Genomic DNA, 24,766 nt, shown 5'->3' on the forward strand with positions numbered 1-24,766 from the left:
AATCCCGAGAAGATGCAGTAGATGTATAAAATGACAGGACAAGCATGAAAAAAATAGAAATAGATGACGAGCTATATCAGTACATTGCCAGTAACACGCAAAGTATTGGTGAAAGCGCTTCCCAGATCCTGCGTCGTTTATTGAACCTGAACTCAGTGGCGCAGCCAGTTCAGGAAACCGTACAGCCAGCAGAATCGGCAGCTCAACCTGAGGTAGAGCCAGAGCCAGCAGCGGTTTCAAGTGAGCCTTCAGGTAACGTATTTGATATTCTCAACAAAGAAGAGCTTGCTATGCAAAAAGGCGTAGTAGGGCGCTTTTTGTTTATTCTGGCGGCATTTCATCGCAGCCACAAAGTGGATTTCCATAAAGTTCTGGAAATTAAAGGGCGAGATCGCATTTATTTTTCGACCAGTAAAGCAGCGCTGCTCGAAAGCGGTAGTAGTACGAACCCGAAAAACATTGCAGACAGTCAGTACTGGGTTATGACAAACTCAAATACGACGCGCAAAAAAATGATGTTGCACGAAGTTGCGCTCATACTTGGTTATTCGGCGCAACAGGCAGAAACTATCCGAGACTACCTATAAGGAAATGTGATGGCAAATCACCCCAATGCAGGCAAACCAGCACCGTTAAGTCAGCTGGCTAATATTCCCAAACTGGTATCGGCTTACTACCTAAATGAGCCTGATCTGGAGCAAAATCCGGAGCAGTGCGTTGCTTTTGGCACGTCAGGTCACCGAGGCTGTTCATATAATGTAAAGTTTAATGAGTCTCACATCCTGGCCATCACCCAGGCTATCTGTGACTATAGGAAAGCCAACAATATTTTTGGACCCTTGTTTTTAGGTAAAGACACCCATGCGTTGTCGGAAGCGGCGTTCAACTCTGCCATCGAAGTACTGGTCGCCAATGAAGTCCATGTAGTGACTCAGGAAAATGACGATTATACGCCAACCCCAGTGATCAGCCATGCGATTGTTTGCCACAACCAGACTCATCCACATGAGCTGGCCGATGGCATTGTGGTGACACCTTCACATAATCCGCCAGAAGATGGTGGCTTTAAGTACAATCCCCCGAATGGTGGACCGGCTGATACTGATGTGACTAAGTGGATTGAGGATCGCGCCAATCAACTATTAATCGAAGATTTGGTTGAAGTGGAGTTGTTCCCATTTGCTAAAGCCAGTCGCTCTGGATTTGTAAAATATGTCGATTTGATCACACCTTATGTGGAAGATTTGGCAAATATTGTCGACCTCGAAGCCATTGCAAAAGCGGGTATACGTATTGGTGTTGATCCGCTTGGTGGCTCTGGTATCAACTTCTGGCCAGTGATCGCCAAACAATATGGCTTAGACCTTACGGTTGTGAATGAGCAAGTTGACCCACGCTTTGCCTTTATGCCTTTGGATAAAGACGGCAAAATTCGTATGGATTGTTCTTCGCCATTTGCAATGGCCAATCTGGTGGCGATTAAAGACGATTATGATATCGGTATTGGTAACGATCCGGATTACGATCGTCACGGTATTGTCACTAAAGACGGTTTGATGAACCCAAACCATTTCCTGGCCGTGTCGATAGACTACCTGCTTAAGCACCGAGACTGGGGAAGTGATATAAAAGTTGGTAAAACCCTGGTATCCAGCGCAATGATCGACAAAGTAGTCAAAGGCAACCAGCGCGAAGTGTACGAAGTACCAGTTGGTTTCAAGTGGTTCGTTGAAGGCCTGAGTGAACAATGGTTGGCATTTGGTGGTGAAGAAAGCGCGGGCGCATCCTTCTTGCGTCGTAACGGTGAGGTCTGGAACACAGACAAAGACGGCTTTATTATGGGCTTGCTGGCTGCCGAGATCCTGGCTGTGACCGGTAAAACGCCGTCACAATATTACCGTGAGCTTGAAGCGAAATATGGCGCGCCAGTTTATAAGCGTATTGATGCGCCTGCATCACCTGAACAAAAAGCCAAATTAAAAGCCTTAAGCCCGCAAGATGTCACGGCCAGCACGCTTGCCGGTGACGCTATCACAGATATTCTGACCGAGGCACCAGGCAACAATGCCGCCATCGGCGGATTAAAAGTGGTAACCGAGTCGGGTTGGTTTGCGGCTCGTCCATCGGGCACCGAAGACATTTATAAAATCTATCTTGAGTCGTTTAAAGGCGAAGCGCATCTTGCTGAGCTGGAACAGGCGGCCAAGATATTGGTAGATAGCGTGATCCGCTAACTTTAAGTGATAAAAGGCCATACGTTGTGATGGCCTTTTTTTATACCTACTATTTAGTTGCTGAAATATGATACCAATTTGCTTAATTAAGTGTTCTATTATGAGGCGAGAAAATATGGTCGATAACAAGGCAAAAATTTTGTTATTTAGTTGTTCTAAATGAAAAATTTTTAACGCCGTTAGCGTCATATTTGCTCCGTCAAATTGAACAGGTATTTAGTGAAATTGGTATGACTCCTCAGCGACGCTCATTTCTCTCACAAAAGGTGATGTTCGTATGTACCTTGATACGTTAAAACAAACTGGAGACTTCCTGACTCTGACTCGTAATAACGAGTTTTCCCTTGCCGCTGAGCAATTTACGCTGAGCAACGGCACTTTGGTTGAAGTAAAAGACACAGGTGTTATCCAGTTTACGCCTGCCACTTATGGTAACAAAGACATCGTGTTGTCGAGCGCGGTGCATGGCAATGAAACCGCTCCCATCGAAATATGCGACGAGTTTATTCAGGATGTGATCCTGGAGCGAATTGAACTGGCACATCGTGTGTTATTTGTATTCGGAAACCCTAAGTCCATCAATATCGCAGAGCGTTTTGTGGATGAAAACCTGAACCGATTGTTCAACGGTGCCCACGAAAACCGCACCGAAAACCCGGAGCAGATCCGCGCTGCAAAACTTGAAGGCTATGTGCGCGACTTTTTCACCAGCGTGCCAGAGGGGCGATATCGCTGTCACTATGATCTGCATACCGCAATTCGTGGCTCCAAAAACGAGAAATTTGCAGTTTATCCATTCCTGCATGGAAAGCCGTGGAAGAAGTCACAATTACAATTTATGCTGGCCTGTGGCGTCAATACTATTTTGATGATGCGCTCAGCAGCGACTACCTTCAGCTACTTCTCATCTTTCCAGTTTGGTGCTGACGCCTTTACAGTTGAGCTGGGGCAGGTGAAGCCTTTTGGCGAGAATGATATGCCTCGTTTTGCCGCAGTAAAACAAACACTAAAAGCATTAATTAGCCAAGGAAGTGTTGAATTTGGTGAATTTAATGCAAATGACTTCGAGTTGTTCCAGGTGCATCGTACGATAAACCGCACCTGTGAGGCGTTTTCATTCCCATTCCCTGATTCTGCGGTAAATTTCACCGGTTTTGCTAAAGGTGAATTGCTCGCAACCGACGGTGATAAGGACTACTTTGCAGAAGTTGAGGGCGAAGCCATCATTTTCCCGAATGCTAAAGTCGCACTGGGTCAGCGTGCATTACTGACTGTGATCCCGCTGGAAGTGGACGAAAACTTCGTATAACCCTCTGTAAATAAAGCGCTTAATAAAGCGTATCAAAAACTTTCCACCGCAAAATGTGCAAATTAACGGTTATTCATCTAGGATTAGTTGAATAACCGTTTACGTTAACGTAAAGTGGCAAAAGCTTTAATTTAATTAATTTGCATTTACCGCACTAATTATTCAAATCTCTAACCGCGGAACCGGCCCATTTTAAGCGGCTTTGGCATTGCAAATTAGTTATGACAACAAGAGAAGGTAGGTTATGACTAACCCCAATAACATATCGTTGAATATCAGCCATGCGCTCGAATTTATCGATGGCCATGCGCTTAACATCCCGACGCTGAAAATTCTCAGCGAAGACGGTGAGATTTTGGACGGTGCAACTGCACCTGAGTTAGACAAAGACACGGCGCTACGTATTTACTCCACAATGCGTTTTATCCGCCTGCTGGATGAACGTATGCAGGCGGCTCAGCGTCAAGGCCGGATCAGCTTTTATATGCAGTGTCTTGGTGAAGAGGCTGCTATTACCGCCAGTGCGGCTGCGCTAAAACAAGAAGACATGATCATGGCACAGTATCGCGAGCAAGCGGCACTGCACTATCGTGGATTTTCGCTTGAGCAGTTTATGAACCAGCTGTTCTCTAACGAAAAAGACTTGGGTAAGGGTCGTCAGATGCCAGTTCATTATGGCTCAAACGAATTACACTACCTGACCATTTCATCGCCACTGGGCACACAGATCCCGCAAGCGACGGGCTATGCGTACGGCCAGAAATTGAAGCATATCGATGCACAAAGCGGTGAACTAAGCAGCGAAATTGACAACGTCACTATTTGTTACTTTGGGGAAGGTGCCGCGTCGGAAGGTGACTTCCACGCAGGTTTGAACATGGCCGCAGTGCATAAGGCTCCGGTACTTTTCTTTGCCCGTAACAATGGTTACGCCATCTCTACGCCAGCTGATGAACAATTTAAAGGCGACGGTATTGCCTCTCGCGGTGTCGGCTACGGCATTAAGACCATTCGTGTCGACGGAGCGGATACCTTGGCGGTGTATGCGGCAACGCAAAAAGCCCGTGAGATTGCAGTAACGACAGGCGAGCCTGTCCTTATTGAATCTATAGCTTATCGCTTAGGTGCGCACTCTACGTCGGACGACCCATCAGGTTATCGTACTAAAGACGAAGAAGCCGAGTTTAAGTCAAACTGTCCGGTTGCACGTTTCAAAGCCTGGTTATTAAAACAGGGCTGGCTGAACGAAGAAGAAGACGAAGCACAAAAAGACAAGATCCGTGAAGAGATATTGGCAGCGCTAAAAGTGGCGGAAAAGGTTCAAAAACCAGCACTGGAAGAGCTTGTTTCTGATGTTTACGATACACCTATCCCGGCACTGCAGAAACAATACGAAGAACTTAAAGAGCACATTAAACAGCATCCGGATGCATATCCAATCACGGCTGGGAGGGTAAAATAATGGCTAAAATGAACATGCTGCACGCCATTAACTCGGCGCTAGACATCACCATGGCAGAGCACCCGCAGGCCTGTATTTTTGGTGAGGATGTGGGTTACTTTGGCGGTGTATTCCGTGCCACTTCAGGCTTACAGGAAAAATACGGTAAACACCGTGTGTTTAACACGCCACTGACTGAGCAGGGGATCCTGGGTTTTGCTAATGGTCTGGCGGCTTTCGGTGCACCGGCGCTTGCTGAGATCCAGTTTGCTGATTACATTTTCCCGGCGTTCGACCAGATAGTAAACGAATCGGCCAAGTTCCGTTACCGCTCTGGTAATGAGTTCAATGTCGGCAATCTGACCATTCGCACACCTTATGGTGGTGGTATTGCCGGTGGTCTGTACCACTCACAATCACCCGAAGCTTATTTTGCTCATACGCCAGGTCTGAAGCTGGTCGTGCCGCGTAATCCATATCAGGCAAAAGGTCTGCTGCGCGCGTGTATTAAAGATGACAACCCGGTGATTTTCTTTGAACCAAAGCGTTTGTATCGCGCGTCTACGGGTGAAGTGCCTGAGGGCGATTACACCATTGAAATTGGTAAAGCCGAAGTAGTGAAAGAAGGTAAAGACGTGACACTACTTGCCTGGGGCGCACAGATGGAGATCATTGAGCAGGCAGCGGCCAAAGCGGAAGAAGCCGGGATCAGTTGTGAAGTCATTGACTTGCGTTCAATCTTGCCGTGGGATGTCGAGACCATTGCTAAGTCTGTAACTAAAACCGGTCGCCTGGTTATCAGTCACGAAGCACCTATCACGAACGGATTCGGCGCTGAAATCGCAGCAACTATCCAGAAAGAGTGTTTCCTGCATCTTGAATCGCCTATCGAGCGTGTTTGTGGCCTGGATACACCTTATCCGCTGGCACTGGAAAAAGAGTATGTACCGGATGCACTTAAAGTATTCGCTGCAATTAAGAAGTCAGTAGAGTTTTAAGGGACGGATCATGTCTAAAGAATTTATTTTACCGGATATCGGCGAGGGGATCGTCGAATGTGAACTGGTCGAATGGCTGGTGAATGTTGGTGATGAAGTAAAAGAAGATCAGCCTATCTGCGATGTGATGACAGACAAGGCACTGGTCCAGATCCCGGCTGTACACAACGGCGTGATCACCCAATTACACTATGCAAAAGGCGATATTGCTAAAGTCCATGAGCCACTGTTTGCAATGGATGTTGCTGGCGAAGCACCTGCACCTGCCAGCAATGCAGGTGACAGCGGTTCAGCACCAGCTGCGTCTGCGGCACATTTAGAAGACTTTATTTTGCCGGATATAGGTGAAGGTATTGTTGAGTGTGAAATCGTCGAGTGGTTGGTCGCAGAAGGCGATGAAATCAAAGAAGATCAGGCTGTGTGTGATGTGATGACAGACAAAGCTCTGGTGCAAATCCCAGCCAAGTACGATGGTGTGGTTGAAAAGCTATATTATCAAAAAGGCGATATTGCGCAGGTGCACAGTCCGTTATTCCAGATGCGCTTAGGTGCGGATCACAGCCCGAAACAAGACGAGCTGACGGTCCACAAGCCACAGCCTGTTAGCGAAAGCAAAGCGCCGCCTGCACAACCAGCTACAACGACTAAAGTGAATGGCAAAGCCGTTGCCTCGCCAGCGGTCAGACGCCGCGCGCGCGAGATGGACATCGACATCACTCAGGTACCAGGCTCAGGTAAAAATGGTCGTGTATTTAAAGAAGACCTCGAGCGCTTTGCGCAAGGTGGCACTGTCGCCGTTCAGTCGACTACGCCTGCTCAGACCGAACAATCAACACCGGCACCGGTAGCATCAGGTGGAACACGTGTCGAGTCAATCCGTGGTATGAAAGCTGCGATGGCCAAACAGATGGTCGCGTCGGTTTCAACTATTCCGCATTTCACTTACAGTGATGAGATTGATCTGACTGACCTGATCGCATTGCGCAAATCGCTAAAAGATCAGTATGCAAAGCAGGGCATTAAACTCACAATGATGCCATTCTTTATCAAGGCGTTATCACTGGCGATTAAAGAATTCCCAATTCTTAATTCGCAGGTGAACGATGAGTGCACAGAGATAACTTACTTTGACGACCACAATATCGGTATGGCGGTCGACAGTAAGCTTGGATTGCTGGTACCAAATATTAAACAGTGTCAGAACAAATCGATTGTGGATGTCGCTGAAGCGGTAACACAGCTTACAGACGCTGCGCGTGAAGGGCGAGTTTCCCCCAATGACCTCAAAGGCGGCACGATCTCAATTTCGAACATCGGCGCAATCGGCGGAACGACAGCGACACCTATCATTAATAAGCCTGAAGTGGCCATTGTTGCGCTGGGTAAATTACAGCATCTGCCACGTTTTGATGATAAGGGCAATGTGGTATCACGTGCGATTATGCAAGTGAGCTGGTCTGGCGATCATCGTGTTATTGATGGCGGAACGATTGCAAGATTCAACAATTTGTGGAAGTCTTACTTAGAGGAGCCGGCTAAAATGATGATGGCGATGCGCTAATCATTGCTTTTGCTAGTTTCTTACTTGTTGTAAAGGGCCTTTACGGCCCTTTTTTAATGCTCCCGCCGATAAAAAACCAAAAAGTATGTACTGGCTTAGCGAGATAGATTTTCGTTGATCCGGGTAAATCGCTTATACGTATTACAAGTCAGATTTAACTGTTTGGCCTGATTTTATGATGCAAAGCGTGCAAATGGCACTTTTTCCACTACCCGTATTTCTCCTGCCCGGTGGCGTCACTCGGTTGCGGATCTTCGAGCAAAAATATTTGCGCATGGTGAAAGAAGCCGGCGATGAGCGTCACTTTGCACTTAGTTTGTACAAGTCTGCGACTGAATTTCAGACTGCACCTTGGGCAAGTTGGGTGGAAATCATTGATTTTGGCTCCGCGGAAGATGATATTCTAACCATCGACGTACGTTCTAAGGGTTTGCTGGATGTGACCGAAGTCTGGATGGACGCTGACGGATTACGCCAAGCTCTCTTTGATGTAAGACCACACTGGTCGTGCTCTGAACTGGCACCCAGATATCAACACATTAGCGATGAGCTGCTGCGTATATTCAAACAAAACCCCGAACTGGCTGCGTTATATCCGGAACCCCGATTTGAAGATGCTGCATGGGTAGCCGGACGTTTCTTGGAGATTTTACCGTTTTCTCCGGAGCATAAAGAGGGCTTTTGCGAGCCAGGCACATTGCCTCAGGCACTGAAATTCCTTGATACCATTTTAACGGGTCAGGACGACTGATATATTCGTCAGCATGTGTGATCCCAATCTATTTGTTCGACGTATAAAGTGTATAGAAATAAAAAATCCGTTTTTAAACTTCCATTATGTATGGATGTGAGCTAATGATAGAAAAAAGCCGTCAGCAAAGTACCGAAACGCCACAGGGGTCAGTTATGAAAGACGTTGCTGCTACACAAACTTCGGAGCAACGCCTGCTCAGTCCCGAGCAACAGGCGCAGTTGTGCGACTGGATGCACCGCATTGCCAAACAAAGGGACAGAAAAGCATTCGCCTGTTTATTCAAGTGGTTTGCACCTAAGGTGTTGCACCTGGGTCGCCAACGCTTTGGCGATGCAAGCCAGGCACAGGAGCTGCTTCAGGAGAGCATGGCTAACGTGTGGCGAAAAGCCCATTTGTTTAATGCCGAAAAAGGCGCTGTAACCACTTGGATTTATACTCTGGTGCGGAATCAGTCCTTCGATATGCTGAGAAAGATGCAGACCAACCGTGAGGACAATCTTAGTGAGGACATCTGGCAGCAACATAGCAATGAGCGCGATGACAGTGCCGAATTTTCCGATCATTTGTTGGACAGGCAGCTCGTAGATTATGTAGAAAAGCTACCTGAAGAACAAAAAAATGTAGTGAAAGGCATTTATTTTCAGGAGTTGAGTCAGGAAGAGCTGGCAAATCAACTTGGTATACCTTTGGGCACCGTAAAATCCCGACTGAGACTGGCACTGGGCAAACTGAAAGCACATATGGGGGAGCACCATGATTAAATATCACCCATCCGAACACATTCTTCAATCTTATGTTCAGGGAGAACTGTGCGCGTCGCTCAGTGTGGCTGTGAGTATGCACGTGGCTATGTGCCCGCAATGCCAGCAGCTGACTAGTCAGTTTGAAGCAAGCTGTGCGCATAGCTTTGCTGGTGAAGATATGGATCTGCAAGGTGACGAAAACTGGGACGATTTAATCGCTCAGATAACAGAAGACACGCAGTTTACAGACCAGCCTGCTCCTGCACCTCTTGAAATTGAAGTGAAGGGAGAGCAATTTGTGCTGCCATCCAGCTTGCAGAATGTTGGATTGAGTGGCTGGTTAAAACTAGGCAAGTTGTCTCGCTCCAGGTTGAATCTGGGCGACGGTAAGCTGCATGCCAGTTTGTTGCACATTGAAAAGGGCGGCAGTGTACCTCAGCATACCCACAAGGGCTTTGAGCTGACATTACTGCTTTCCGGTACATTCAAAGATGAAATGGACAGTTACGTTCCGGGCGACTTTATTATGCTAGATGGTAGCCATGAACATTCACCTGTTGCGACTGAGTCTTGCTTGTGCTTTACACTTGCCGACGATGCGTTGCACTTTAGCCAGGGCCTGAGCCAATTGTTTAACCCCATAGGTAAGTTGATCTACTAAATCAGCATTAAGTCTTATTTTAATTCCTCCTTCGACTTGAGCACAAAGCCAGCCTTTGTGCTTTTTCATTTATAGGGTGCTGATTTCAAGCGCTTTATCAGAAAAGCTGCTAATGTTCTAGGAGTAACTTGTGCGTCCATCTGATATCAGCCGGTATCAGTGCAAAAGGTTACCCCAGACTCAGAGAGTTTGATCTGATGTCAGTCTGACCCCGTATAACAAGGCATAGTATCAAAAAGGACAAAGTAATGACCGAACAACCAGACTGGCTAAGCAACTTTGTAAGGATTTACAATAAACTGGACAAAGAAACCTTGCACTTGCTGGAAGAGATTTATCACCCTGATATCCAGTTTAGCGATCCGTTACATGGCATTAATGGACTGAGCAACCTCAGCACATACTTTTCCGATATGTACAGCAATGTGATCAGCTGTCAGTTTGATATTCACCATAGTCTGTCGCAAGGCGACCAGGCCGCGCTTTACTGGACCATGCGCTATCGGCATAACCGGTTGGGAAAAGGCCGGGAGATAAGCGTAGAAGGCCATTCTTACCTAAAAATACAGGACGGCAAAGTGATTCTACATCGAGATTACTTCGATGCAGGCAGCTTGCTGTACGAACATATCCCATTGATGGGAGTGGGTGTACGTTGGCTCAAAGCCCGTATTTCTGGGGAGCAAAGCAGCGGTGTAAACAACAAAGGAGCACAGGCATGCCCGAAATTTTGATAACGGGGGCAAGTTCCGGAATAGGGCTCGCTCTCTCCAGACGCTATCTTAATGCCGGCTACAAAGTGCATGTGTGTGGCCGTAGTAAAGAAAAACTTCAATCGGTTCTGCCTGAATCTGAACAAGTACGACATGTATGTTTTGACCTTAATGATAAGGCTGCCATTTTTGAGGTGGCAGACAAACTGCCACACCTGGATGGGATTATCCTTAACGCCGGTGGCTGTGAATACATAGACGACGCGAAACAATTCGATTCTGAACTGTTCGAGCGGATCATCCGCGTTAACCTGATCTCAGTGGGTTACTGCCTGGATGCATGGCTTGGCAAGCTACGTGCTCCTTCCTTTTTGGTGTTTGTCAGTTCATCGGCAAGTTTCCTGCCTTTACCTCGTGCTGAGGCTTACGGTGCTTCCAAATCGGGACTTACCTATCTTGCTAAGACACTCGATGTGGATTTGGCCGGAAATGGCATTCAGGTCAGCGTCGTACACCCCGGCTTTGTTGATACTCCCCTAACACAAAAAAACGACTTTCCAATGCCTTGTCAGATAACCAGCGAACAAGCCGCGGAACGTATCTTTCAAGGGGTAGAAAACAAACAGTTTGATATTCACTTTCCTCGCAGGTTTACCTACCTGCTTAAATTTTTTGGTTGGTTGCCGCATAACGTTTGGCGACATGTTGCGGCAAAATGGATAAAAAGATGAAAAAAATAGCCGTCATTGGTAGTGGCGTTTCAGGTATGGTCTGTGCACGTTTGCTCAGTACCCAACATGACGTACATTTATTCGAAAAACGAGATCGTCTGGGCGGGCATACTGCAACAAAAGACATCGAATATCAGGGACAAACGTATCAGGTTGATACCGGGTTCATCGTTTATAACGACAGAACCTATCCAAACTTTATTAAATTAATGGATAAGCTTGGAATTCAGGGTAAACCGACAGAAATGAGCTTTAGTGTTCATAACAAGGATACCGGACTGGAATACAACGGCCACGACCTCAATACGCTGTTTGCGCAAAGACGCAATATTGTCCGTCCAAAATTTTGGCGTTTGATCCGTGAAATTGTGCGTTTCAACAAAGCCGCTAAAGAGCGCTTTGCTAATGACGACTTTACCAGCGATGAAACCCTCGGTACTTTTCTCGAACAACAAAGTTTCAGTGAGTTTTTTGCTGAGCACTACATTTTGCCCATGGGGGCTGCTATCTGGTCGACCAGCTTGCAGAAAATGAAAGAATTCGAGCTGAAGTTTTTTGTTCGCTTTTTTTACCATCATGGACTCCTCAACATCAGTGACAGGCCGCAATGGTATGTGATCCCTGGTGGCTCTAAGCAGTACATTGCACCATTGCTGAATGGCCTAGAAGGTAACATTCATCTTGATGCCAATATTGAAAAGGTGACCCGAACAGACGGTAGCGTACAGCTTCATTTTGCTGATGGTACCCATGAATTCGATGAGGTGGTTTTTGCATGCCACAGTGATCAGGCGCTGACACTACTGGGTGATGCCAGTGAGGAAGAAACCAGTGTGTTATCAGCGATCCCTTATGCTAACAACAGTGTAGTGTTGCATACTGACACAAATCTACTGCCAAAGCGTCGTCTGGCGTGGGCTGCCTGGAACTATTTGCTCGATAACAATGAGTCGCGACCTGCAGCCGTAACCTACAACATGAACATTTTGCAGGGTATTGAAGCACCGTGTACTTTTTGTGTCACGTTAAATCAACCGATTGATGAAGATAAGGTGCTTGGCCACTATCAGTATGCACATCCGGTGTTCAATACGCAGAGTATGGCGGCACAACAACGTCGTAAGGAAATTTGCGGGAAACAGCACACCCACTTTGCCGGTGCTTATTGGTATAACGGTTTCCATGAAGACGGCGTGCGCAGCGCAGTTGATGTGGCCGCAAAGTTTGGCATAAGCCTGGACGATTTGTGATGAGTGGTGTAGCACAGAGTTCACCTTTGTATGTCGGCCAGGTCAGGCACAGGCGCTTTTCACCTGTGTTTCACGGTTTTTCTTACCGTTTGTATATGTTATGCCTGGACGTCGACGAAGATACCTTTACTCAAAAAGGGCAGGGAATACTGGGCCCTCAATGGTATCGCCCAATTCGTTTTGCTCACAAAGACTACCTCAAAGGTGATCCCGGTACCTTGCAGCAACGTATAAAAAACAAAGTCATAGAGCTTGGCGGACAATGGCCTGGGGGTCGGGTTAAGGCCCTTGTGCAAGGCCGTTGCCTGGGCTTGTATTTTAGCCCGCTCAATGTCTATTTTTGCTACGACACTCAGGGCGATTGCAGTTTGATGCTGGCAGAGGTGAGTAATACCCCCTGGAATCAGCGTCATTATTATTTAGTTGATATCAGCAAGGCGCACAGGACCGATAAAGTGTTTCATGTGTCTCCGTTTATGTCTCTGGATATGCAGTACCTTTGGCGCGTTAAAGCGCCGCCTGAGCAGGGACCGGGACAGTTGATGGTTCATATCGAAAACCATGCAACTCCTGAGCATGAATACAAGCAGTTGGGCAAGATGCAACAGGACAAGTTGTTTGATGCCACCATGGCACTCAAGTCCAGGCCACTCTCATTAAAGAGTTTGGTTGGTTTGGGTTTGTGTGTGCCCTCTATGACGTTGAAAATATGCTTGTCTATTTACTGGCAGGCTTTGAAACTCTGGGTGAAGCGTGTGCCCTTCATACCACACCCCGACACTCACTCTAACTGTAATAAAGCGAAGTGATACATGGAACAGAATAGCCAAACCATCTCTAAGCCCGTCACTATATCTTGGTGGCACCAGTTGATGATTAATAAAGCCAGAGCGTTTATTTTTAAGCTACTTAAAAATCTCGAGCATGATCGACTGGAGATCATAGAAGGTAGCGAGAAAGTGTTACTGGGGGCGATGCAACCACGGCTCCAGGCGACCATCTTCGTCAGCGATCCCAGCTTTTATATTGATGTGCTCAAAGGAGGGGGAATAGGTGCGGCTGAGGCTTTTATCGATGGAAAATGGGCCACTCCGGAGCTGACTAAGGTGATCCGTATATTTGCCTGCGCTCAGTCTCAGTTAGACGAGCTAGAGGGGAAAATGTCTTGGCTTACTGCGCTTAAAAATAAGGTATTTCACTTTGGCAATCGCAACAGTGAATCAGGCTCCAAGCAAAATATTCTTGCCCATTATGATTTGAGCAACGATTTGTACCAGGCTTTCCTGGATCCGACCATGATGTACTCCAGCGCTGTGTTTGAGACATTGGATCAACCGCTTGAGCAGGCCCAGCACAACAAACTGAAGGTCATTTGTGACAAGCTTGAGCTGAGTCCTGATGACCACCTGTTGGAAATTGGCACTGGCTGGGGCGCACTGGCCATATTTGCAGCGCAAAATTACGGCTGTAAAGTTACAACCACTACCATATCAGATGCCCAGCACGACTTTACCGCACAACGAATTAAAACTGCTGGCCTGGAAGCGCAGATTACTTTGTTGAAGCAGGATTACCGGTTGCTGGAAGGCGAGTTCGATAAACTGGTGTCTATTGAGATGATAGAAGCAGTCGGACATAGTTATATGCCGGGCTTTTTTGCCAAGTGTAGTAGTTTGCTAAAAGACGACGGCTTAATGTTGCTTCAGGCTATCACCATTTCAGATGGGCGCTATGACCACTATCGAAACAACGTTGACTTTATTCAGCGCTATATTTTTCCTGGTGGGTGTCTTCCGTCAGTTGCGGTGATGTCTGCGCATCTGGGTACTCAAACAGACATGGTTGTGCGCGACATCGACGACATTGGCTTACATTATGCGCAGACACTCAAGCGTTGGCGGTTGCAGTTCGAGCAAAACTGGCAACAGATCCGTACTTTCGGCTTTGACGAGCGCTTTAGGCGCCTATGGCTCTTTTATCTGCAGTATTGTGAGGGCGCCTTCCTTGAGCGAGTGATCAGTACACATCATCTCGTTGCCCGTAAGCCCAGATACGTTGGGGTCAACGATGCGCAATTTCTGGCTAATTAACCTTGTCATTTTTCAATCTGTCTGGTGGCTTAGCGCACTGTTCACTCACCAGGCAGTCATCGCGGTAGTCGTTATTATGGCTCTGCATTTTGCACTTTCACCTAGCAGAAAAGCAGATGTGGTCAGTTTAACGATTTTACCTGTGGGATTAGTGGTCGACCAAACGCTTGCAGCACTTGGTGTTATCTCCTTTGTTGATGGTCAGCCTTGGTTGCCATTGTGGTTAGCGTTGTTGTGGGCGCATTTTCTGTTAACTCTGAATCATAGCCTTAGCTGGCTGGGGCGCTTCAATGTGGGCGTTCAGGCAATGACAGGCGCGGTATTTGGTGCCCTGAGCTATATCGGTGGTATCAAGTTGGGAGCTCTCAACAGTTCGCTGTCTCTTATTAATGTGTTTTTAGTGTTCGCCGCGGTGTGGGCGATAGTGTTACCCCTGGTGGTCTACCTAAATTCACGCCTGAATACGCAATCGGGGGTTCAACATGCTTAGTCGATTAGGTCGAAAATTAATAACGGCAGCTGCCATATTGGTATCGTCTCAGGCTGGGGCATCAAGTGCTACTCAATTGCCAACGCTTGAGCTACGTGGAACTGCAGAATTACGATATCTGTTTTGGGACATATACTCCGCTGCGCTTTATACATCAGCAGGGACGTATCAGGAAACAGAATTTCCGCAAGTACTCAAATTGACCTACAAGCGTGATATTGAGGCGCAAGAGCTGGTCGATGCAACCCGAGAGCAATGGCAAAAACAAAAAGTTAAGCTGGATAACAGCGAACAGTGGCTCAGACAGCTTGGTCAACTTTGGCCTGATATCCGTAAAGGAAATCAACTGATATTAGTCGTTGATAAAGAGCAACAGAGCCGTTTTTACTTTCGTCCTGAAGCACCAGAGACGTTAAAAGGATCTCTTTCAGAGTCTGTACTTAAAGAATCTGCTCGGTTTCTGGGCGCGATTAATGACCGTGCCTTTGGCCCTGCATTTTTGGGGATCTGGTTGTCTGAAAAAACCACTGAGCCCAAGCTGAGAAAACAGCTTATAGGGAAAAGGTAAATTACAATGAAACTACTAACGACTATAGTGCTGATGTTGCTATTGAGTGGTTGCACCAGCAAAACGATTGCGGACTACAGCGATACCAAGCCTGAACTTGCATTGGAGCAATTCTTTGAAGGAGAGTTGACAGCCTATGGGATAGTGCTGGACCGCAGTGGTAACTTGACCCGGCGCTTTGAGGCCGATCTGATAGGTACCTGGAAGGGTAATAAAGGCGAGTTAAAAGAGTGGTTTCGATTCGACGATGGAGAGAAATCGACAAGAGTATGGCAGCTGGAAAAAACCGCAGACAATCGCTATCAAGGTACGGCAGGCGACGTTATTGGTGTGGCGCAGGGAGAAACCGCCGGGTCTGCTTTGTACTGGCGATATCAGCTGGAGATCCAATATCAGGGCAAGCCACTGGAAGTCACCCTGGATGATTGGATGTATCTGGTCAACGAAAAGCGGTTATTCAATCGTACAGAAATCATCAAATGGGGTTTTAAAGTTGGAGAAGTGATATTGATCATCGAAAAGCATCAAGGCTAGTTTTTAGCACCACTTTATTTTTCACCATGTAATTAACAAGGCCTGCGTCTGCAGGCCTTTTGCTTTTACTATACAGCAAAGTAGTACAGGCCATATCCGACAAGCAGCGCGGGTATGGCGGAATAAACTGTTGCCAAAACAGCTGCCCCAGGTGCCAGCGCAAGGGCAGGAAACAACGCGTCACCATCGTTAGCAACCGCATTTGCCGCCAGTGCACTGAAAGGTAAAATCCCCTGAATGTAAAGAGTGGTCACCACTATTTGCGGCCCACAGCCAGGTAGCAACCCAATGGCAACCGCGATAAGAGGGGCAAATACTGCGTACTCAGAAAACCAGGCTGCCAGATCCAGGCCAAACAGCGCCACAGACAGCTCGTAGAGCATAAAGCTGGCAACAACCCAGGCGGTGACAAAGTGGGTGTCGTGTATGACTTTAGCCAGTTTGGATGGGGGATCCTGTTCATCATCTTCAGCTGTGACTTCGCGGTAACTTTGCCCCTTCGAAGAAAGTGCCCAGATAGTGAGCGCAAATATGGCTAAGGCAGCCCCAGCGAGCTCTACAGGCTGTGTGAAGACGCCCAGGTTTGTGTTAAACGCAATCAGCAACGCAATGATTAGACTGGGTATAAGTGCCCAGCGCCAGACTGGCTCACTGAAGCGAATGGCAGCAGAAGGCGCTTTGCATTGTATGGCGTTTTTGTTTTGCAGATTTGGCTGGCAAAACTCAGGCTTATGGAGCAAGTTTACAGTCAAACCACTGGCAATGCCTACAGCGATACCTAAAGCGATAATTATCAACCCTTCGAGAGGTTGTTTTGCCAAGAGTAAAAAAGCAGCATCCCCCATGGTTGCCGTTAGCACAGCAACCACAGAAGCAAAGCTTGCCTGTCCTTTGGTAAACTGCGTGACCACTATGATTGCGCCGCCGCAGCCCGGCAGTGCACCCAGCACCGCTGCCATTGCAATTTCCAGCACAGGGGACTTGGCTTTCAGGTAACTGAGTTCCAGTTGAGGTAATCTGTCGATTAAAAAGTAATAGATTGCCAGTGTGCCGGCAACAAACACACTTACCTGAAAAAATGCGTCGGCGAGTGTTGCGATAGTAAGGGCGCGCAGCGGCTCAAAGGCGACAGCCAGGCAGAGTAAAAATGGCAGTAATAATCGTTTGTTTGCCAGCAAGGAGGAGAGTGCAGATCTGCTTCTGGTTGTGGCAGAATAGGATTGTGAGAGCATAAAAGTGCAACCGATTGAAAACACAGTTGCACTTTAGAATGATATTAAATGAAAATCAATATCATTTGTATTTATTTGTTGCGTTGGAACTCAGAGGTTGCTTTCCACGTAGGCCAGTCGCTCTGCTGAGAAATGTCGTAGCCAACCTGGAAGAATAACTGAAGATCCTGTACGGCACCGCTTAAGTCCCACTCATCACGGTAGCGATCACAAGGTTGGTGATAGCAGCCACGTAGCACTAAGCTCATGCGCTTACGGTATTGTGCTGTGGCTTCGTCACGTGCTTCTGTACCACCACCGGCATACATGGCCGGAACACCCATGTTGGCAAAGGCAAAGTGATCAGAGCGGTAGTAGCCGCCAGCTGCCGGACGTGGATCGCCAGAGACAACGCGGTTTTGTGCTTTCGCGGCGGTTTCCAGCATTTCGTCCAGTGATGATTTACCAATACCCACGACGCTGATGTCTTTTACTTTACCCAGTAGGTTAAGGCTGTCCATGTTGATGTTGGCTACCGTTTTATCGGCTGGGATAACCGGGTTTGCGGCGTAGAACTTTGAGCCCAGCAGGCCCTGTTCTTCGGCGGTAACAGCCAGGAACGTGACTGAACGGTCTGGTTTAACGGGCAGCTTGCTGAAAGCTTCAGCGACTTCGATCATGCCACCTGTGCCGGTTGCATTGTCATGAGCACCGTTATAAATTTTATCACCTTTGCGGTTAGGATCTGTGCCTAAGTGATCCCAGTGAGCTGAGTAGATGATGTGCTCGTCACTGTGCTTTGCACCAGGCAAAGTCGCGATGAAGTTATAAGACGTTGAAGTGCTGATCTTACTTTTTACAGTAACAGACGCTGTTAAATCGCCCATGTCTACATGGTATGCGCCGGCAGCGGCTTTTTCTTTTGCTTCGGCAAAGTCCAAGCCTGCTTTTGCAAACAGCTCTTTGGCAACATCACTGGTTACCCAGCCCTCAACAGCGACGCGGTCCATGTTGTTGTTTTCTTTCTGGAAGCCAAACTGAGGACCACTCCACGAATTCTCAACAACGCTCCAGGGGTAAGAAGCTGGTGCGGTTTCGTGAACGATAATAGCACCTGCAGCGCCCTGACGGCTTGCTTCTTCATATTTGTAAGTCCAGCGACCATAGTAAGTCATGGCTTCACCCGTGAACAAAGCCGGGTCTTTACGTGCAAAGCCCGGATCGTTTACCAGCATGACGACAGTTTTGCCACGCACATCCAGACCTTCGTAGTCGTTCCAGTCATATTCTGGTGCATTGACACCATAACCGACAAACACCAGTTCAGAATCTTTAATCGACTCTAATTTACTGATACGGCCCGTGCCCATTACCATGTCTTTTTTATATTCGTAGTCTTTACCACCAATACTTAGCGTCATGTTCGGGTCGGCTTCGATAGATACCAAAGGGACTTCCTGGAAGAAGCTGTCACCATTACCTGGTTGGAAACCCAACTCGGTGAAATGCTTTTTCAGATAGGCCAGAGTCAGTTCTTCGCCTTTGGTAGAAGGGGCACGACCACCAAACTCGTCAGAGGCCAGAGTTTTAATGTGGGTTGCCAGTTGGTCGGCATTGATGCTGTTATAAGCGGCGGTTACATCGCCGGGCTGATTGGTTTGTGTTGCCATACAGCCAGCTAACACAGCAACAGACAGTGCGCTTAGCGCTAGTTTTAGTTTCATAGTGTTATTTATCTTCGCTTGTTGTTATATGCCGCTAGTATAACGTTATTTACACTGATATTTCGACTTTTGGCGATAATTGACGAAATTGGCGGTTTACTAAACAAAGTAAGCTTGGGGTATTGGGTTCAGGTGAGGTAAAATGCCAGCTTTGAACACTGCCTGAGAAAGACATATCGGCAATATGAATAAATTCACCGCGCCAGAGCACTGGCATGCAGACCTGTTCAGTCAGGCACCATTTGAACATTTAGAAGAGCTGTTTTCACTTAGCCACCACGCTGACTGGCCGTCATTTGACTGGCTGAATGGCCAAAAAGATCAGCAACACAATCGGGATGTGGTATTTACACCCAATAGTGAGCTGGAAGGCGAAACTCTGTATTACGAAGAGATCATTGCACAGACAAATCGTATTCCCACCCGCGAAAACAACTGGCATGATTTTTTTGGTGCCCTTATCTGGTGCCTGTTTCCACAAACGAAGTCTTTGCTGAATCGTTTGCATATGCAGGAAATCGGCGAACATGGCCTGAAGCAGCGTAGTAAAAAGCGCAATGCGCTGACATTATTCGACGAATGCGGGGTGGTATTGGCGGTACCTGATATCAGCTGGCAAACGGCATTACGTGCCCACCAGTGGCAGGAAGTATTTTATGAATATAGTGCGATGTGGCATCACAACCTGCTACCCTTTGTATTTGGTCATGCAAACTACGAAATGCTGACTAAGCCTTTTACCGGTCTTACGGGCAAGGTCATATGCATCGAAGTAGATGAAGCTTTTTATCACTTGCCTTTAAGGCTTCAGTATCGTCATTTAGACCAGAAACTGGTCGATATGATAGAACGTCAGGGATTGCTGGATAACAATAAGCATATGTCACCTCTACCCTTACTTGGGATACCCCAATGGCATCAGGGTCAGCAGGACCTGGCTTTTTATAGCGATACCGATTATTTCCGCCCTAAACGACTATCGGCAGCAAAAAAGGACACACAGTGATACAGGTTGAGGGTTTAAAAAAGCGCTTTAAGCTCAGCAGGGAGCACAACAAAAATAAAACCAGTGACGACCCCAGAGAAAGAGACGGTTATTTTCATTCGGTTGAATCTGTGTCGTTTCAGTGTCAAAGAGGGGAAGTATTGGGGTTACTCGGCCCTAATGGGGCTGGTAAAACAACCACGCTCAGGTTGCTGTCAACGGCACTGTCTCCCGACAGCGGGGCTATCATTGTCGCCGGGCAAGATATCGTCAAAAACCCGCTACATGGCAGGCGTCATATCGGCTTTTTGTCTGGCACTACCGGCTTGTATGGGCGCCTGAGTGCAAAAGAAAATGTCGAGTACTTTGCCAGATTACATGGCCTTAGAGGCAAAGAGTTAAAGACCCGCTGTGAACTATTGTTCGAAACGCTGGATATGACCTCGTTCCTGGATAAGCGCTCAGACAGCTTATCTACCGGCATGAAACAGAAAACCAGTATAGCCCGAGCGGTAGTTCATGACCCACAGGTGGTCATCCTGGACGAGCCAACAACAGGTCTGGATATTATGACCAAACAAACGTTACTGTCTTTTATCAGGCAATTAAAAGAGCAGGGCACACCGGTCATATTCTCTACGCATCACCTTGATGAAGTCGATATGTTATGTGATCGGGTGTGTGTGATTGACAAAGGCATCAGCTGTTTTGAAGGCAGCCTGATCGCTTTTCGCGAGCAGGGACAAAACAGCGAGCTCAATCAGGCGTTTTTAACTATCATTCAGGGAGAGCAATATGTTTGAGGTCATGCTCAAGGAGCTGCGCGAATTACTAAGAGACCGCAAAACTTTGTTTTTTGTGATTGCGCTTCCCATCGTTATCTTTCCAGTTTTATTTGCTTTTGTTGCTTTTCTGACTTCTAAAGCAGCCTTAGAGGCAGAGCAAAAGGTTCATACGTTTTATGTGGTTAACGAGGACTTTGCCCGTCCTTTCGCCGATACCTTGTTCTATCATCGCAGTTTTAAACGCTATGAGGGCGATACTAAGCTCGACAGTGTTGACGCACTCAGTGATGCTGTCAGAAGAGGTATTATTGACGTGGGGATCTACATTCCGTCAACTCCCAAGGAACAGGTGATTCTGGGTGAACAAACCCGGTTTCAGGTGGTCTTTAATGATGCGCAGTCTATTAATTTTATTTATGGCCGGATAAAAAAGGCCATTGATGAGTATTCGGCCAAACTGACAGAGCAGGCTCTCACTGAACTGGGTGTTGAAGCGAATAAACAAGCGGCTGTACTTAAACCTGTAATAATGGAAAAGGTGGACACCGCTGACAGGCGCGAAAACATTGGTGAGAAAATCGGTGCGTTTATTCCCTACATGCTGATCCCGCTGGTATTGATGGGCGCCAGTTACCCGGCAATTGATCTGGGTGCTGGTGAGAAAGAGCGCGGTACGCTGGAAACCTTACTACTGACACCCCTGACTCGCACTCAATTGGTGCTGGGCAAGTTTCTGACTATTCTTATTAGCTCTATTGCCTGTGCTTTGGTCACTGTGTCTAGCATGGCCATCTGGATTGGGATTGCCAGTGGGTTTGGTACATTGGATCCTATCCTGAGTGCATTTTCGAGTGTCACACAGTGGGATTTTCTGCTGATTTTTGCCCTGTTATTACCCGTTGCCATGATGCTGTCGTCTCTGGTGCTGGCGATTTCCATTTATGCTCGTAGCTTTAAAGAGGCACAAAATTACATGGGACCGCTGAGTATGTTGGTGTTTGTGCCTATTGTGGTTTCCGTTTTGCCAAATATGACTTTAAATGCCAAAACCGCCTGGATCCCAATCACCAATGTGGCGCTGGCCATCAAGGAAATTGTTAAAGGGACGGTTGATTACCAGGCGGTGGCTTTGATCTTCTTAGCTTCAACTCTGCTCGCTGCGGCTCTGTTGGGTTGCTGTGTACGCTGGTTCAGTCGCGAATCCGTATTATTCAGATAAATTAGTAGCATGGTTAACGCCATGCTACCTCATGCGGTAATTCAGGCTGCCTTGACATCCTCAGGGGAGGCAGCTTCAGGCTCGACCACGGTCAACACCTTCTTAATGTCAGACCAATGCAGTAATTCAATTCGGCCTTGTTCATTTTCTACCAGCGCAGTACAGTTTTCTATCCAGTCGCCATCATTGCAATACACGATACCATCCATGACAGCAATTCTAGGTTGATGTATGTGACCGCAAATAATGCCATCAACACCGCGTTTTTTTGCTTCGTGCACCGCTGCTTGTTCAAAAGCATGGATTGCTTCACGGGCTTTATGAACCCGGTTTTTTAACCACGAAGCCAAAGACCAATAGTGCCCGCCATAAAGCCTGCGTACTCGATTGGTCCAGCGGTTAAGAAACAGCAAGAAATCATAGGCTGCATCGCCTATGATGCTGATCAGCTTGTTATAGCGGGTTGCTGAGTCAAAATCATCACCATGTAATAACAAAAATTGTTTGCCCGCTGATGTGGTATGAATATAGGTTTTGTGTACTTCAACATGAAACAGGGTTTTACCTACGTAATTGCGGAAAGTTTCATCGTGATTACCGGGAATGTAAATGACTTTAGTGCCATTTTCAGCCTTGCGTTGAATACATTCGAGTACCTGGTAGTGGCTGGAGTGCCAGAAAAACTGCCTTTTGAGTGACCACAGGTCTACGATATCACCGACAAGATATAGGGTATCGCAACGTGTGCTGTTCAGAAAGTCCAGCAGAAACTCGGCTTTGCAGTCTTTATAGCCCAGATGTACATCGGAGATCCAAATTGTTGGATAGTAGGTTTGTGTCATAGCCATACTCTCGAGCGTAATAAACCCTAAGTTAGAGACGAGGGATGACAAAAACAGGGCAGTTAAGAGAAGCTATTGTGACAGTGAGGATAAAGCAGAACACAGCTTAGTGTGCTCTGCCGGAGAAGGGACTATTTACCCAATGCTTTTGCGATCTCAGCTACCGCAGAGTCAATGTCCAGCATCAGTTTTTCACCAGTACGGCGGTTCTTAAGCTCTACCTGGTTGTTGTCCAGGTTACGCTCACCGATCACCAGCGTGAATGGCACACCCAATAGCTCCATGTCGTTAAACATCACACCCGGACGCTCTTTACGATCGTCGAATAGTACTTCAACACCGGCCGCTTGCAGGTCAGTGTAAAACTTCTGTGCAATATCCGGGATGCGATGCGATTTATGCATATTCATTGGTACGATAGCCAGCTCAAACGGCGCTATGGCCTGTGGCCACTTAATACCGTAATCGTCATTATTCTGCTCGATGGCAGCCGCAACGATACGCGAAACACCAATACCGTAACAGCCCATGGTCATGACCTGGTTTTTTCCACTTTCGCCTAGGACGCCAGCGCTCATGGCTTCTGAGTACTTAGTGCCTAGCTGGAAAATGTGACCAACCTCAATACCACGTTTGATCTGCAGTGTGCCTTTACCACACGGGCTTGGATCGCCTTCAACCACATTGCGCAGATCTGCAACCGTATAGTCTGTAACATCACGATCCCAGTTAATACCGCTGTAGTGAACACCATTTTTGTTCGCACCTGCAACGAAGTCTGCCATGATAGCAGCGCTGCGGTCGACGATAACAGGCATGCTCAGACCAACCGGGCCCAGTGAGCCTGGCTTAGCACCAATTGCAGCAACGATGTCTTCTTCTTTTGCCATTTCCAGAGGTGAATCAACCAGAGGAAGTTTCTCAGCTTTCAGCTCATTTAGCTCGTGATCGCCACGCAGAATAAGCGCAACCAGACCACGCTTATCGTCTTCGTCCGGCGCGCCGTAGACTATCAGAGTCTTCACGCCACGATGTGGTTTAACACCATGCTTTGCTTTTAACTCGGCTATCGTGTTGGCTTCAGGCGTATCGAAAGTATTCAGTTCTTTCGAAGGCTCAGGGCGAGACTCAGAGGGCGCAACGGCTTCGGCCTTTTCGATGTTAGCTGCATAGTCACTTTCAGTGCTGAAAGCGATGGCATCTTCACCCGATTCAGCCAAGACGTGAAACTCGTGAGACACACTACCACCGATTGAGCCTGTATCTGCGATAACCGGGCGGTAATCCAAGCCCAGGCGTTCAAAGATATTGCAGTAGGCCTGGTGCATTGCCTGATAGGTTTTTTCCAGGCACGCTTCGTCCAGGTGGAAAGAATAAGCATCTTTCATGGTGAATTCACGGGCACGCATTACACCAAAACGAGGGCGTACTTCGTCACGGACTTTGGTCTGAACCTGATATAAGGTCAGTGGCAGTTGTTTGTAGCTGCTGACTTCACGGCGTACCAGATCAGTGATCACTTCTTCGTGGGTTGGGCCCAGTGCGAACGGACGATTGTGTCTGTCATTGATACGCAGTAGCTCAGGACCGAATTGCTCCCAACGGCCTGACTCTTGCCATAAATCGGCTGGCTGAATGATGGGCATCAGCATTTCAATGGCGCCGGCTTTGTCCATTTCTTCACGGACGATTTTTTCTACTTTACGCAGCACTTTCAGGCCGGAAGGTAACCAAGTGTATAAACCGGAGGCTAATTTGCGGATCATGCCCGCGCGTAACATCAGCTGATGGCTGATCACTTCTGCATCTGCAGGCGTCTCTTTTTGAGTCGCTAAAATATATTGACTGGTACGCATACTTGTTCCGTTCAATTGATGATCACTCAGGCCTTGGCCCAAGTAGTCATACGTTGTTGTAGTATTT

Annotated in this window: 24 protein-coding genes; 20 read left to right on the forward strand and 4 right to left on the reverse strand. The window is 47.4% G+C overall.

Annotated features, from left to right (window positions below; all coding sequences use genetic code 11):
• Positions 1-44 precede the first annotated feature (44 nt).
• From seqA to ACXAH1_RS04360, 17 genes are all read left to right on the forward strand, one after another.
• On the forward strand, positions 45-587 hold the full coding sequence (seqA, locus tag ACXAH1_RS04280) for a replication initiation negative regulator SeqA (RefSeq protein ID WP_475194116.1): 543 nt from the start codon (positions 45-47) through the stop codon (positions 585-587).
• 9 nt (positions 588-596) lie between these two features.
• The gene (pgm, locus tag ACXAH1_RS04285) at positions 597-2,234 is read left to right on the forward strand and encodes a phosphoglucomutase (alpha-D-glucose-1,6-bisphosphate-dependent) (RefSeq protein ID WP_475194119.1); all 1,638 of its coding nucleotides are present in this window, start codon (positions 597-599) and stop codon (positions 2,232-2,234) included.
• Positions 2,235-2,511: 277 nt separating this feature from the next.
• Entirely contained in the window at positions 2,512-3,543 is a 1,032-nt protein-coding gene (astE, locus tag ACXAH1_RS04290) for a succinylglutamate desuccinylase (RefSeq protein WP_475194122.1), read from the forward strand.
• 244 nt (positions 3,544-3,787) lie between these two features.
• Positions 3,788-5,005 (forward strand): thiamine pyrophosphate-dependent dehydrogenase E1 component subunit alpha, encoded by a 1,218-nt coding sequence (locus tag ACXAH1_RS04295; RefSeq protein ID WP_054015196.1) that lies wholly within the window; start codon positions 3,788-3,790, stop codon positions 5,003-5,005.
• Entirely contained in the window at positions 5,005-5,982 is a 978-nt protein-coding gene (locus ACXAH1_RS04300) for an alpha-ketoacid dehydrogenase subunit beta (protein ID WP_046004494.1), read from the forward strand. The genes ACXAH1_RS04295 and ACXAH1_RS04300 overlap by 1 nt, the downstream gene beginning before the upstream one ends.
• Positions 5,983-5,992: 10 nt before the next feature.
• Complete coding sequence (locus ACXAH1_RS04305; RefSeq protein WP_475194124.1) at positions 5,993-7,543, forward strand: dihydrolipoyllysine-residue acetyltransferase; 1,551 nt, start codon at positions 5,993-5,995, stop codon at positions 7,541-7,543.
• A gap of 193 nt (positions 7,544-7,736) precedes the next feature.
• On the forward strand, positions 7,737-8,294 hold the full coding sequence (locus ACXAH1_RS04310) for an LON peptidase substrate-binding domain-containing protein (RefSeq protein WP_475194126.1): 558 nt from the start codon (positions 7,737-7,739) through the stop codon (positions 8,292-8,294).
• 104 nt (positions 8,295-8,398) lie between these two features.
• Complete coding sequence (locus ACXAH1_RS04315) at positions 8,399-9,058, forward strand: sigma-70 family RNA polymerase sigma factor (RefSeq protein WP_475194130.1); 660 nt, start codon at positions 8,399-8,401, stop codon at positions 9,056-9,058.
• Positions 9,051-9,701 carry a ChrR family anti-sigma-E factor gene (locus ACXAH1_RS04320; protein ID WP_475194132.1) on the forward strand — a complete coding sequence of 217 codons (651 nt, stop codon included), beginning with the start codon at positions 9,051-9,053 and terminating at the stop codon, positions 9,699-9,701. Before ACXAH1_RS04315 ends, ACXAH1_RS04320 begins: the two co-directional genes overlap by 8 nt.
• A 248-nt stretch (positions 9,702-9,949) precedes the next feature.
• A complete protein-coding gene (locus ACXAH1_RS04325) occupies positions 9,950-10,435 on the forward strand; it encodes a nuclear transport factor 2 family protein (RefSeq protein WP_475194134.1) in 486 nt (161 codons plus the stop codon).
• Complete coding sequence (locus ACXAH1_RS04330) at positions 10,420-11,145, forward strand: SDR family NAD(P)-dependent oxidoreductase (RefSeq protein ID WP_475194136.1); 726 nt, start codon at positions 10,420-10,422, stop codon at positions 11,143-11,145. The genes ACXAH1_RS04325 and ACXAH1_RS04330 overlap by 16 nt, the downstream gene beginning before the upstream one ends.
• Positions 11,142-12,395: an NAD(P)/FAD-dependent oxidoreductase gene (locus tag ACXAH1_RS04335; protein ID WP_475194138.1), complete on the forward strand. Its 1,254-nt coding sequence runs from the start codon at positions 11,142-11,144 to the stop codon at positions 12,393-12,395. Before ACXAH1_RS04330 ends, ACXAH1_RS04335 begins: the two co-directional genes overlap by 4 nt.
• Positions 12,395-13,204, forward strand: a complete 810-nt coding sequence (locus tag ACXAH1_RS04340; protein ID WP_475194142.1) for a DUF1365 domain-containing protein — start codon at positions 12,395-12,397, stop codon at positions 13,202-13,204. The genes ACXAH1_RS04335 and ACXAH1_RS04340 overlap by 1 nt, the downstream gene beginning before the upstream one ends.
• A gap of 3 nt (positions 13,205-13,207) precedes the next feature.
• A complete protein-coding gene (locus ACXAH1_RS04345) occupies positions 13,208-14,485 on the forward strand; it encodes a class I SAM-dependent methyltransferase (RefSeq protein WP_475194145.1) in 1,278 nt (425 codons plus the stop codon).
• The gene (locus tag ACXAH1_RS04350) at positions 14,463-14,975 is read left to right on the forward strand and encodes a DUF2878 domain-containing protein (protein ID WP_475194148.1); all 513 of its coding nucleotides are present in this window, start codon (positions 14,463-14,465) and stop codon (positions 14,973-14,975) included. Before ACXAH1_RS04345 ends, ACXAH1_RS04350 begins: the two co-directional genes overlap by 23 nt.
• Positions 14,968-15,543 carry a chalcone isomerase family protein gene (locus tag ACXAH1_RS04355; RefSeq protein WP_475194151.1) on the forward strand — a complete coding sequence of 192 codons (576 nt, stop codon included), beginning with the start codon at positions 14,968-14,970 and terminating at the stop codon, positions 15,541-15,543. Before ACXAH1_RS04350 ends, ACXAH1_RS04355 begins: the two co-directional genes overlap by 8 nt.
• A 6-nt stretch (positions 15,544-15,549) precedes the next feature.
• Entirely contained in the window at positions 15,550-16,077 is a 528-nt protein-coding gene (locus tag ACXAH1_RS04360; protein ID WP_475194153.1) for a DUF3833 domain-containing protein, read from the forward strand.
• Between the two features lie 68 nt (positions 16,078-16,145).
• Here the strand turns inward: ACXAH1_RS04360 and ACXAH1_RS04365 are convergent, their stop codons facing one another.
• Complete coding sequence (locus ACXAH1_RS04365; RefSeq protein ID WP_475194156.1) at positions 16,146-17,309, reverse strand: putative manganese transporter; 1,164 nt, start codon at positions 17,307-17,309, stop codon at positions 16,146-16,148.
• 71 nt (positions 17,310-17,380) lie between these two features.
• Positions 17,381-19,012 carry a M28 family metallopeptidase gene (locus ACXAH1_RS04370; RefSeq protein ID WP_475194158.1) on the reverse strand — a complete coding sequence of 544 codons (1,632 nt, stop codon included), beginning with the start codon at positions 19,010-19,012 and terminating at the stop codon, positions 17,381-17,383.
• A gap of 184 nt (positions 19,013-19,196) precedes the next feature.
• Between ACXAH1_RS04370 and ACXAH1_RS04375 the strand changes: the two genes are divergently transcribed.
• From ACXAH1_RS04375 to ACXAH1_RS04385, 3 genes are read left to right on the forward strand one after another with little or no spacing between them, the layout of a single operon-like run.
• Positions 19,197-20,018 (forward strand): DUF3025 domain-containing protein, encoded by an 822-nt coding sequence (locus ACXAH1_RS04375; RefSeq protein WP_475194162.1) that lies wholly within the window; start codon positions 19,197-19,199, stop codon positions 20,016-20,018.
• Positions 20,015-20,800 carry an ATP-binding cassette domain-containing protein gene (locus ACXAH1_RS04380; protein WP_475194165.1) on the forward strand — a complete coding sequence of 262 codons (786 nt, stop codon included), beginning with the start codon at positions 20,015-20,017 and terminating at the stop codon, positions 20,798-20,800. The genes ACXAH1_RS04375 and ACXAH1_RS04380 overlap by 4 nt, the downstream gene beginning before the upstream one ends.
• Entirely contained in the window at positions 20,793-22,001 is a 1,209-nt protein-coding gene (locus ACXAH1_RS04385) for an ABC transporter permease (protein ID WP_475194168.1), read from the forward strand. Before ACXAH1_RS04380 ends, ACXAH1_RS04385 begins: the two co-directional genes overlap by 8 nt.
• 41 nt (positions 22,002-22,042) lie before the next feature.
• On the opposite strand, the gene ACXAH1_RS04390 is transcribed toward ACXAH1_RS04385, so the two are convergent.
• Together ACXAH1_RS04390 and ACXAH1_RS04395 are read right to left on the reverse strand one after the other, a co-directional pair.
• Positions 22,043-22,843 (reverse strand): UDP-2,3-diacylglucosamine diphosphatase, encoded by an 801-nt coding sequence (locus ACXAH1_RS04390; RefSeq protein WP_138552467.1) that lies wholly within the window; start codon positions 22,841-22,843, stop codon positions 22,043-22,045.
• A gap of 131 nt (positions 22,844-22,974) precedes the next feature.
• Positions 22,975-24,699: a proline--tRNA ligase gene (locus tag ACXAH1_RS04395; RefSeq protein WP_475194169.1), complete on the reverse strand. Its 1,725-nt coding sequence runs from the start codon at positions 24,697-24,699 to the stop codon at positions 22,975-22,977.
• Between the last annotated feature and the right edge of the window lie 67 nt (positions 24,700-24,766).

The sequence above is a fragment of the Pseudoalteromonas sp. AWH4_217 genome, from assembly GCF_056161105.1.

Excerpts from the sequence above, each read along its gene's own strand:
- ACXAH1_RS04295 (WP_054015196.1), top strand. The coding sequence starts at position 3,788 with ATGACTAACCCCAATAACATATCGTTGAATATCAGCCATGCGCTCGAA.
- ACXAH1_RS04305 (WP_475194124.1), top strand. The coding sequence starts at position 5,993 with ATGTCTAAAGAATTTATTTTACCGGATATCGGCGAGGGGATCGTCGAA.
- ACXAH1_RS04330 (WP_475194136.1), top strand. The coding sequence starts at position 10,420 with ATGCCCGAAATTTTGATAACGGGGGCAAGTTCCGGAATAGGGCTCGCT.
- ACXAH1_RS04350 (WP_475194148.1), top strand. The coding sequence starts at position 14,463 with ATGCGCAATTTCTGGCTAATTAACCTTGTCATTTTTCAATCTGTCTGG.
- ACXAH1_RS04385 (WP_475194168.1), top strand. The coding sequence starts at position 20,793 with ATGTTTGAGGTCATGCTCAAGGAGCTGCGCGAATTACTAAGAGACCGC.
- seqA (WP_475194116.1), top strand. The coding sequence starts at position 45 with ATGAAAAAAATAGAAATAGATGACGAGCTATATCAGTACATTGCCAGT.
- ACXAH1_RS04340 (WP_475194142.1), top strand. The coding sequence starts at position 12,395 with ATGAGTGGTGTAGCACAGAGTTCACCTTTGTATGTCGGCCAGGTCAGG.
- ACXAH1_RS04300 (WP_046004494.1), top strand. The coding sequence starts at position 5,005 with ATGGCTAAAATGAACATGCTGCACGCCATTAACTCGGCGCTAGACATC.
- ACXAH1_RS04325 (WP_475194134.1), top strand. The coding sequence starts at position 9,950 with ATGACCGAACAACCAGACTGGCTAAGCAACTTTGTAAGGATTTACAAT.
- ACXAH1_RS04360 (WP_475194153.1), top strand. The coding sequence starts at position 15,550 with ATGAAACTACTAACGACTATAGTGCTGATGTTGCTATTGAGTGGTTGC.
- ACXAH1_RS04320 (WP_475194132.1), top strand. The coding sequence starts at position 9,051 with ATGATTAAATATCACCCATCCGAACACATTCTTCAATCTTATGTTCAG.
- astE (WP_475194122.1), top strand. The coding sequence starts at position 2,512 with ATGTACCTTGATACGTTAAAACAAACTGGAGACTTCCTGACTCTGACT.
- ACXAH1_RS04390 (WP_138552467.1), bottom strand. The coding sequence starts at position 22,843 with ATGACACAAACCTACTATCCAACAATTTGGATCTCCGATGTACATCTG.
- ACXAH1_RS04310 (WP_475194126.1), top strand. The coding sequence starts at position 7,737 with ATGGCACTTTTTCCACTACCCGTATTTCTCCTGCCCGGTGGCGTCACT.
- ACXAH1_RS04365 (WP_475194156.1), bottom strand. The coding sequence starts at position 17,309 with ATGCTCTCACAATCCTATTCTGCCACAACCAGAAGCAGATCTGCACTC.
- ACXAH1_RS04375 (WP_475194162.1), top strand. The coding sequence starts at position 19,197 with ATGAATAAATTCACCGCGCCAGAGCACTGGCATGCAGACCTGTTCAGT.
- ACXAH1_RS04345 (WP_475194145.1), top strand. The coding sequence starts at position 13,208 with ATGGAACAGAATAGCCAAACCATCTCTAAGCCCGTCACTATATCTTGG.
- ACXAH1_RS04370 (WP_475194158.1), bottom strand. The coding sequence starts at position 19,012 with ATGAAACTAAAACTAGCGCTAAGCGCACTGTCTGTTGCTGTGTTAGCT.
- ACXAH1_RS04355 (WP_475194151.1), top strand. The coding sequence starts at position 14,968 with ATGCTTAGTCGATTAGGTCGAAAATTAATAACGGCAGCTGCCATATTG.
- ACXAH1_RS04395 (WP_475194169.1), bottom strand. The coding sequence starts at position 24,699 with ATGCGTACCAGTCAATATATTTTAGCGACTCAAAAAGAGACGCCTGCA.
- pgm (WP_475194119.1), top strand. The coding sequence starts at position 597 with ATGGCAAATCACCCCAATGCAGGCAAACCAGCACCGTTAAGTCAGCTG.
- ACXAH1_RS04315 (WP_475194130.1), top strand. The coding sequence starts at position 8,399 with ATGATAGAAAAAAGCCGTCAGCAAAGTACCGAAACGCCACAGGGGTCA.
- ACXAH1_RS04335 (WP_475194138.1), top strand. The coding sequence starts at position 11,142 with ATGAAAAAAATAGCCGTCATTGGTAGTGGCGTTTCAGGTATGGTCTGT.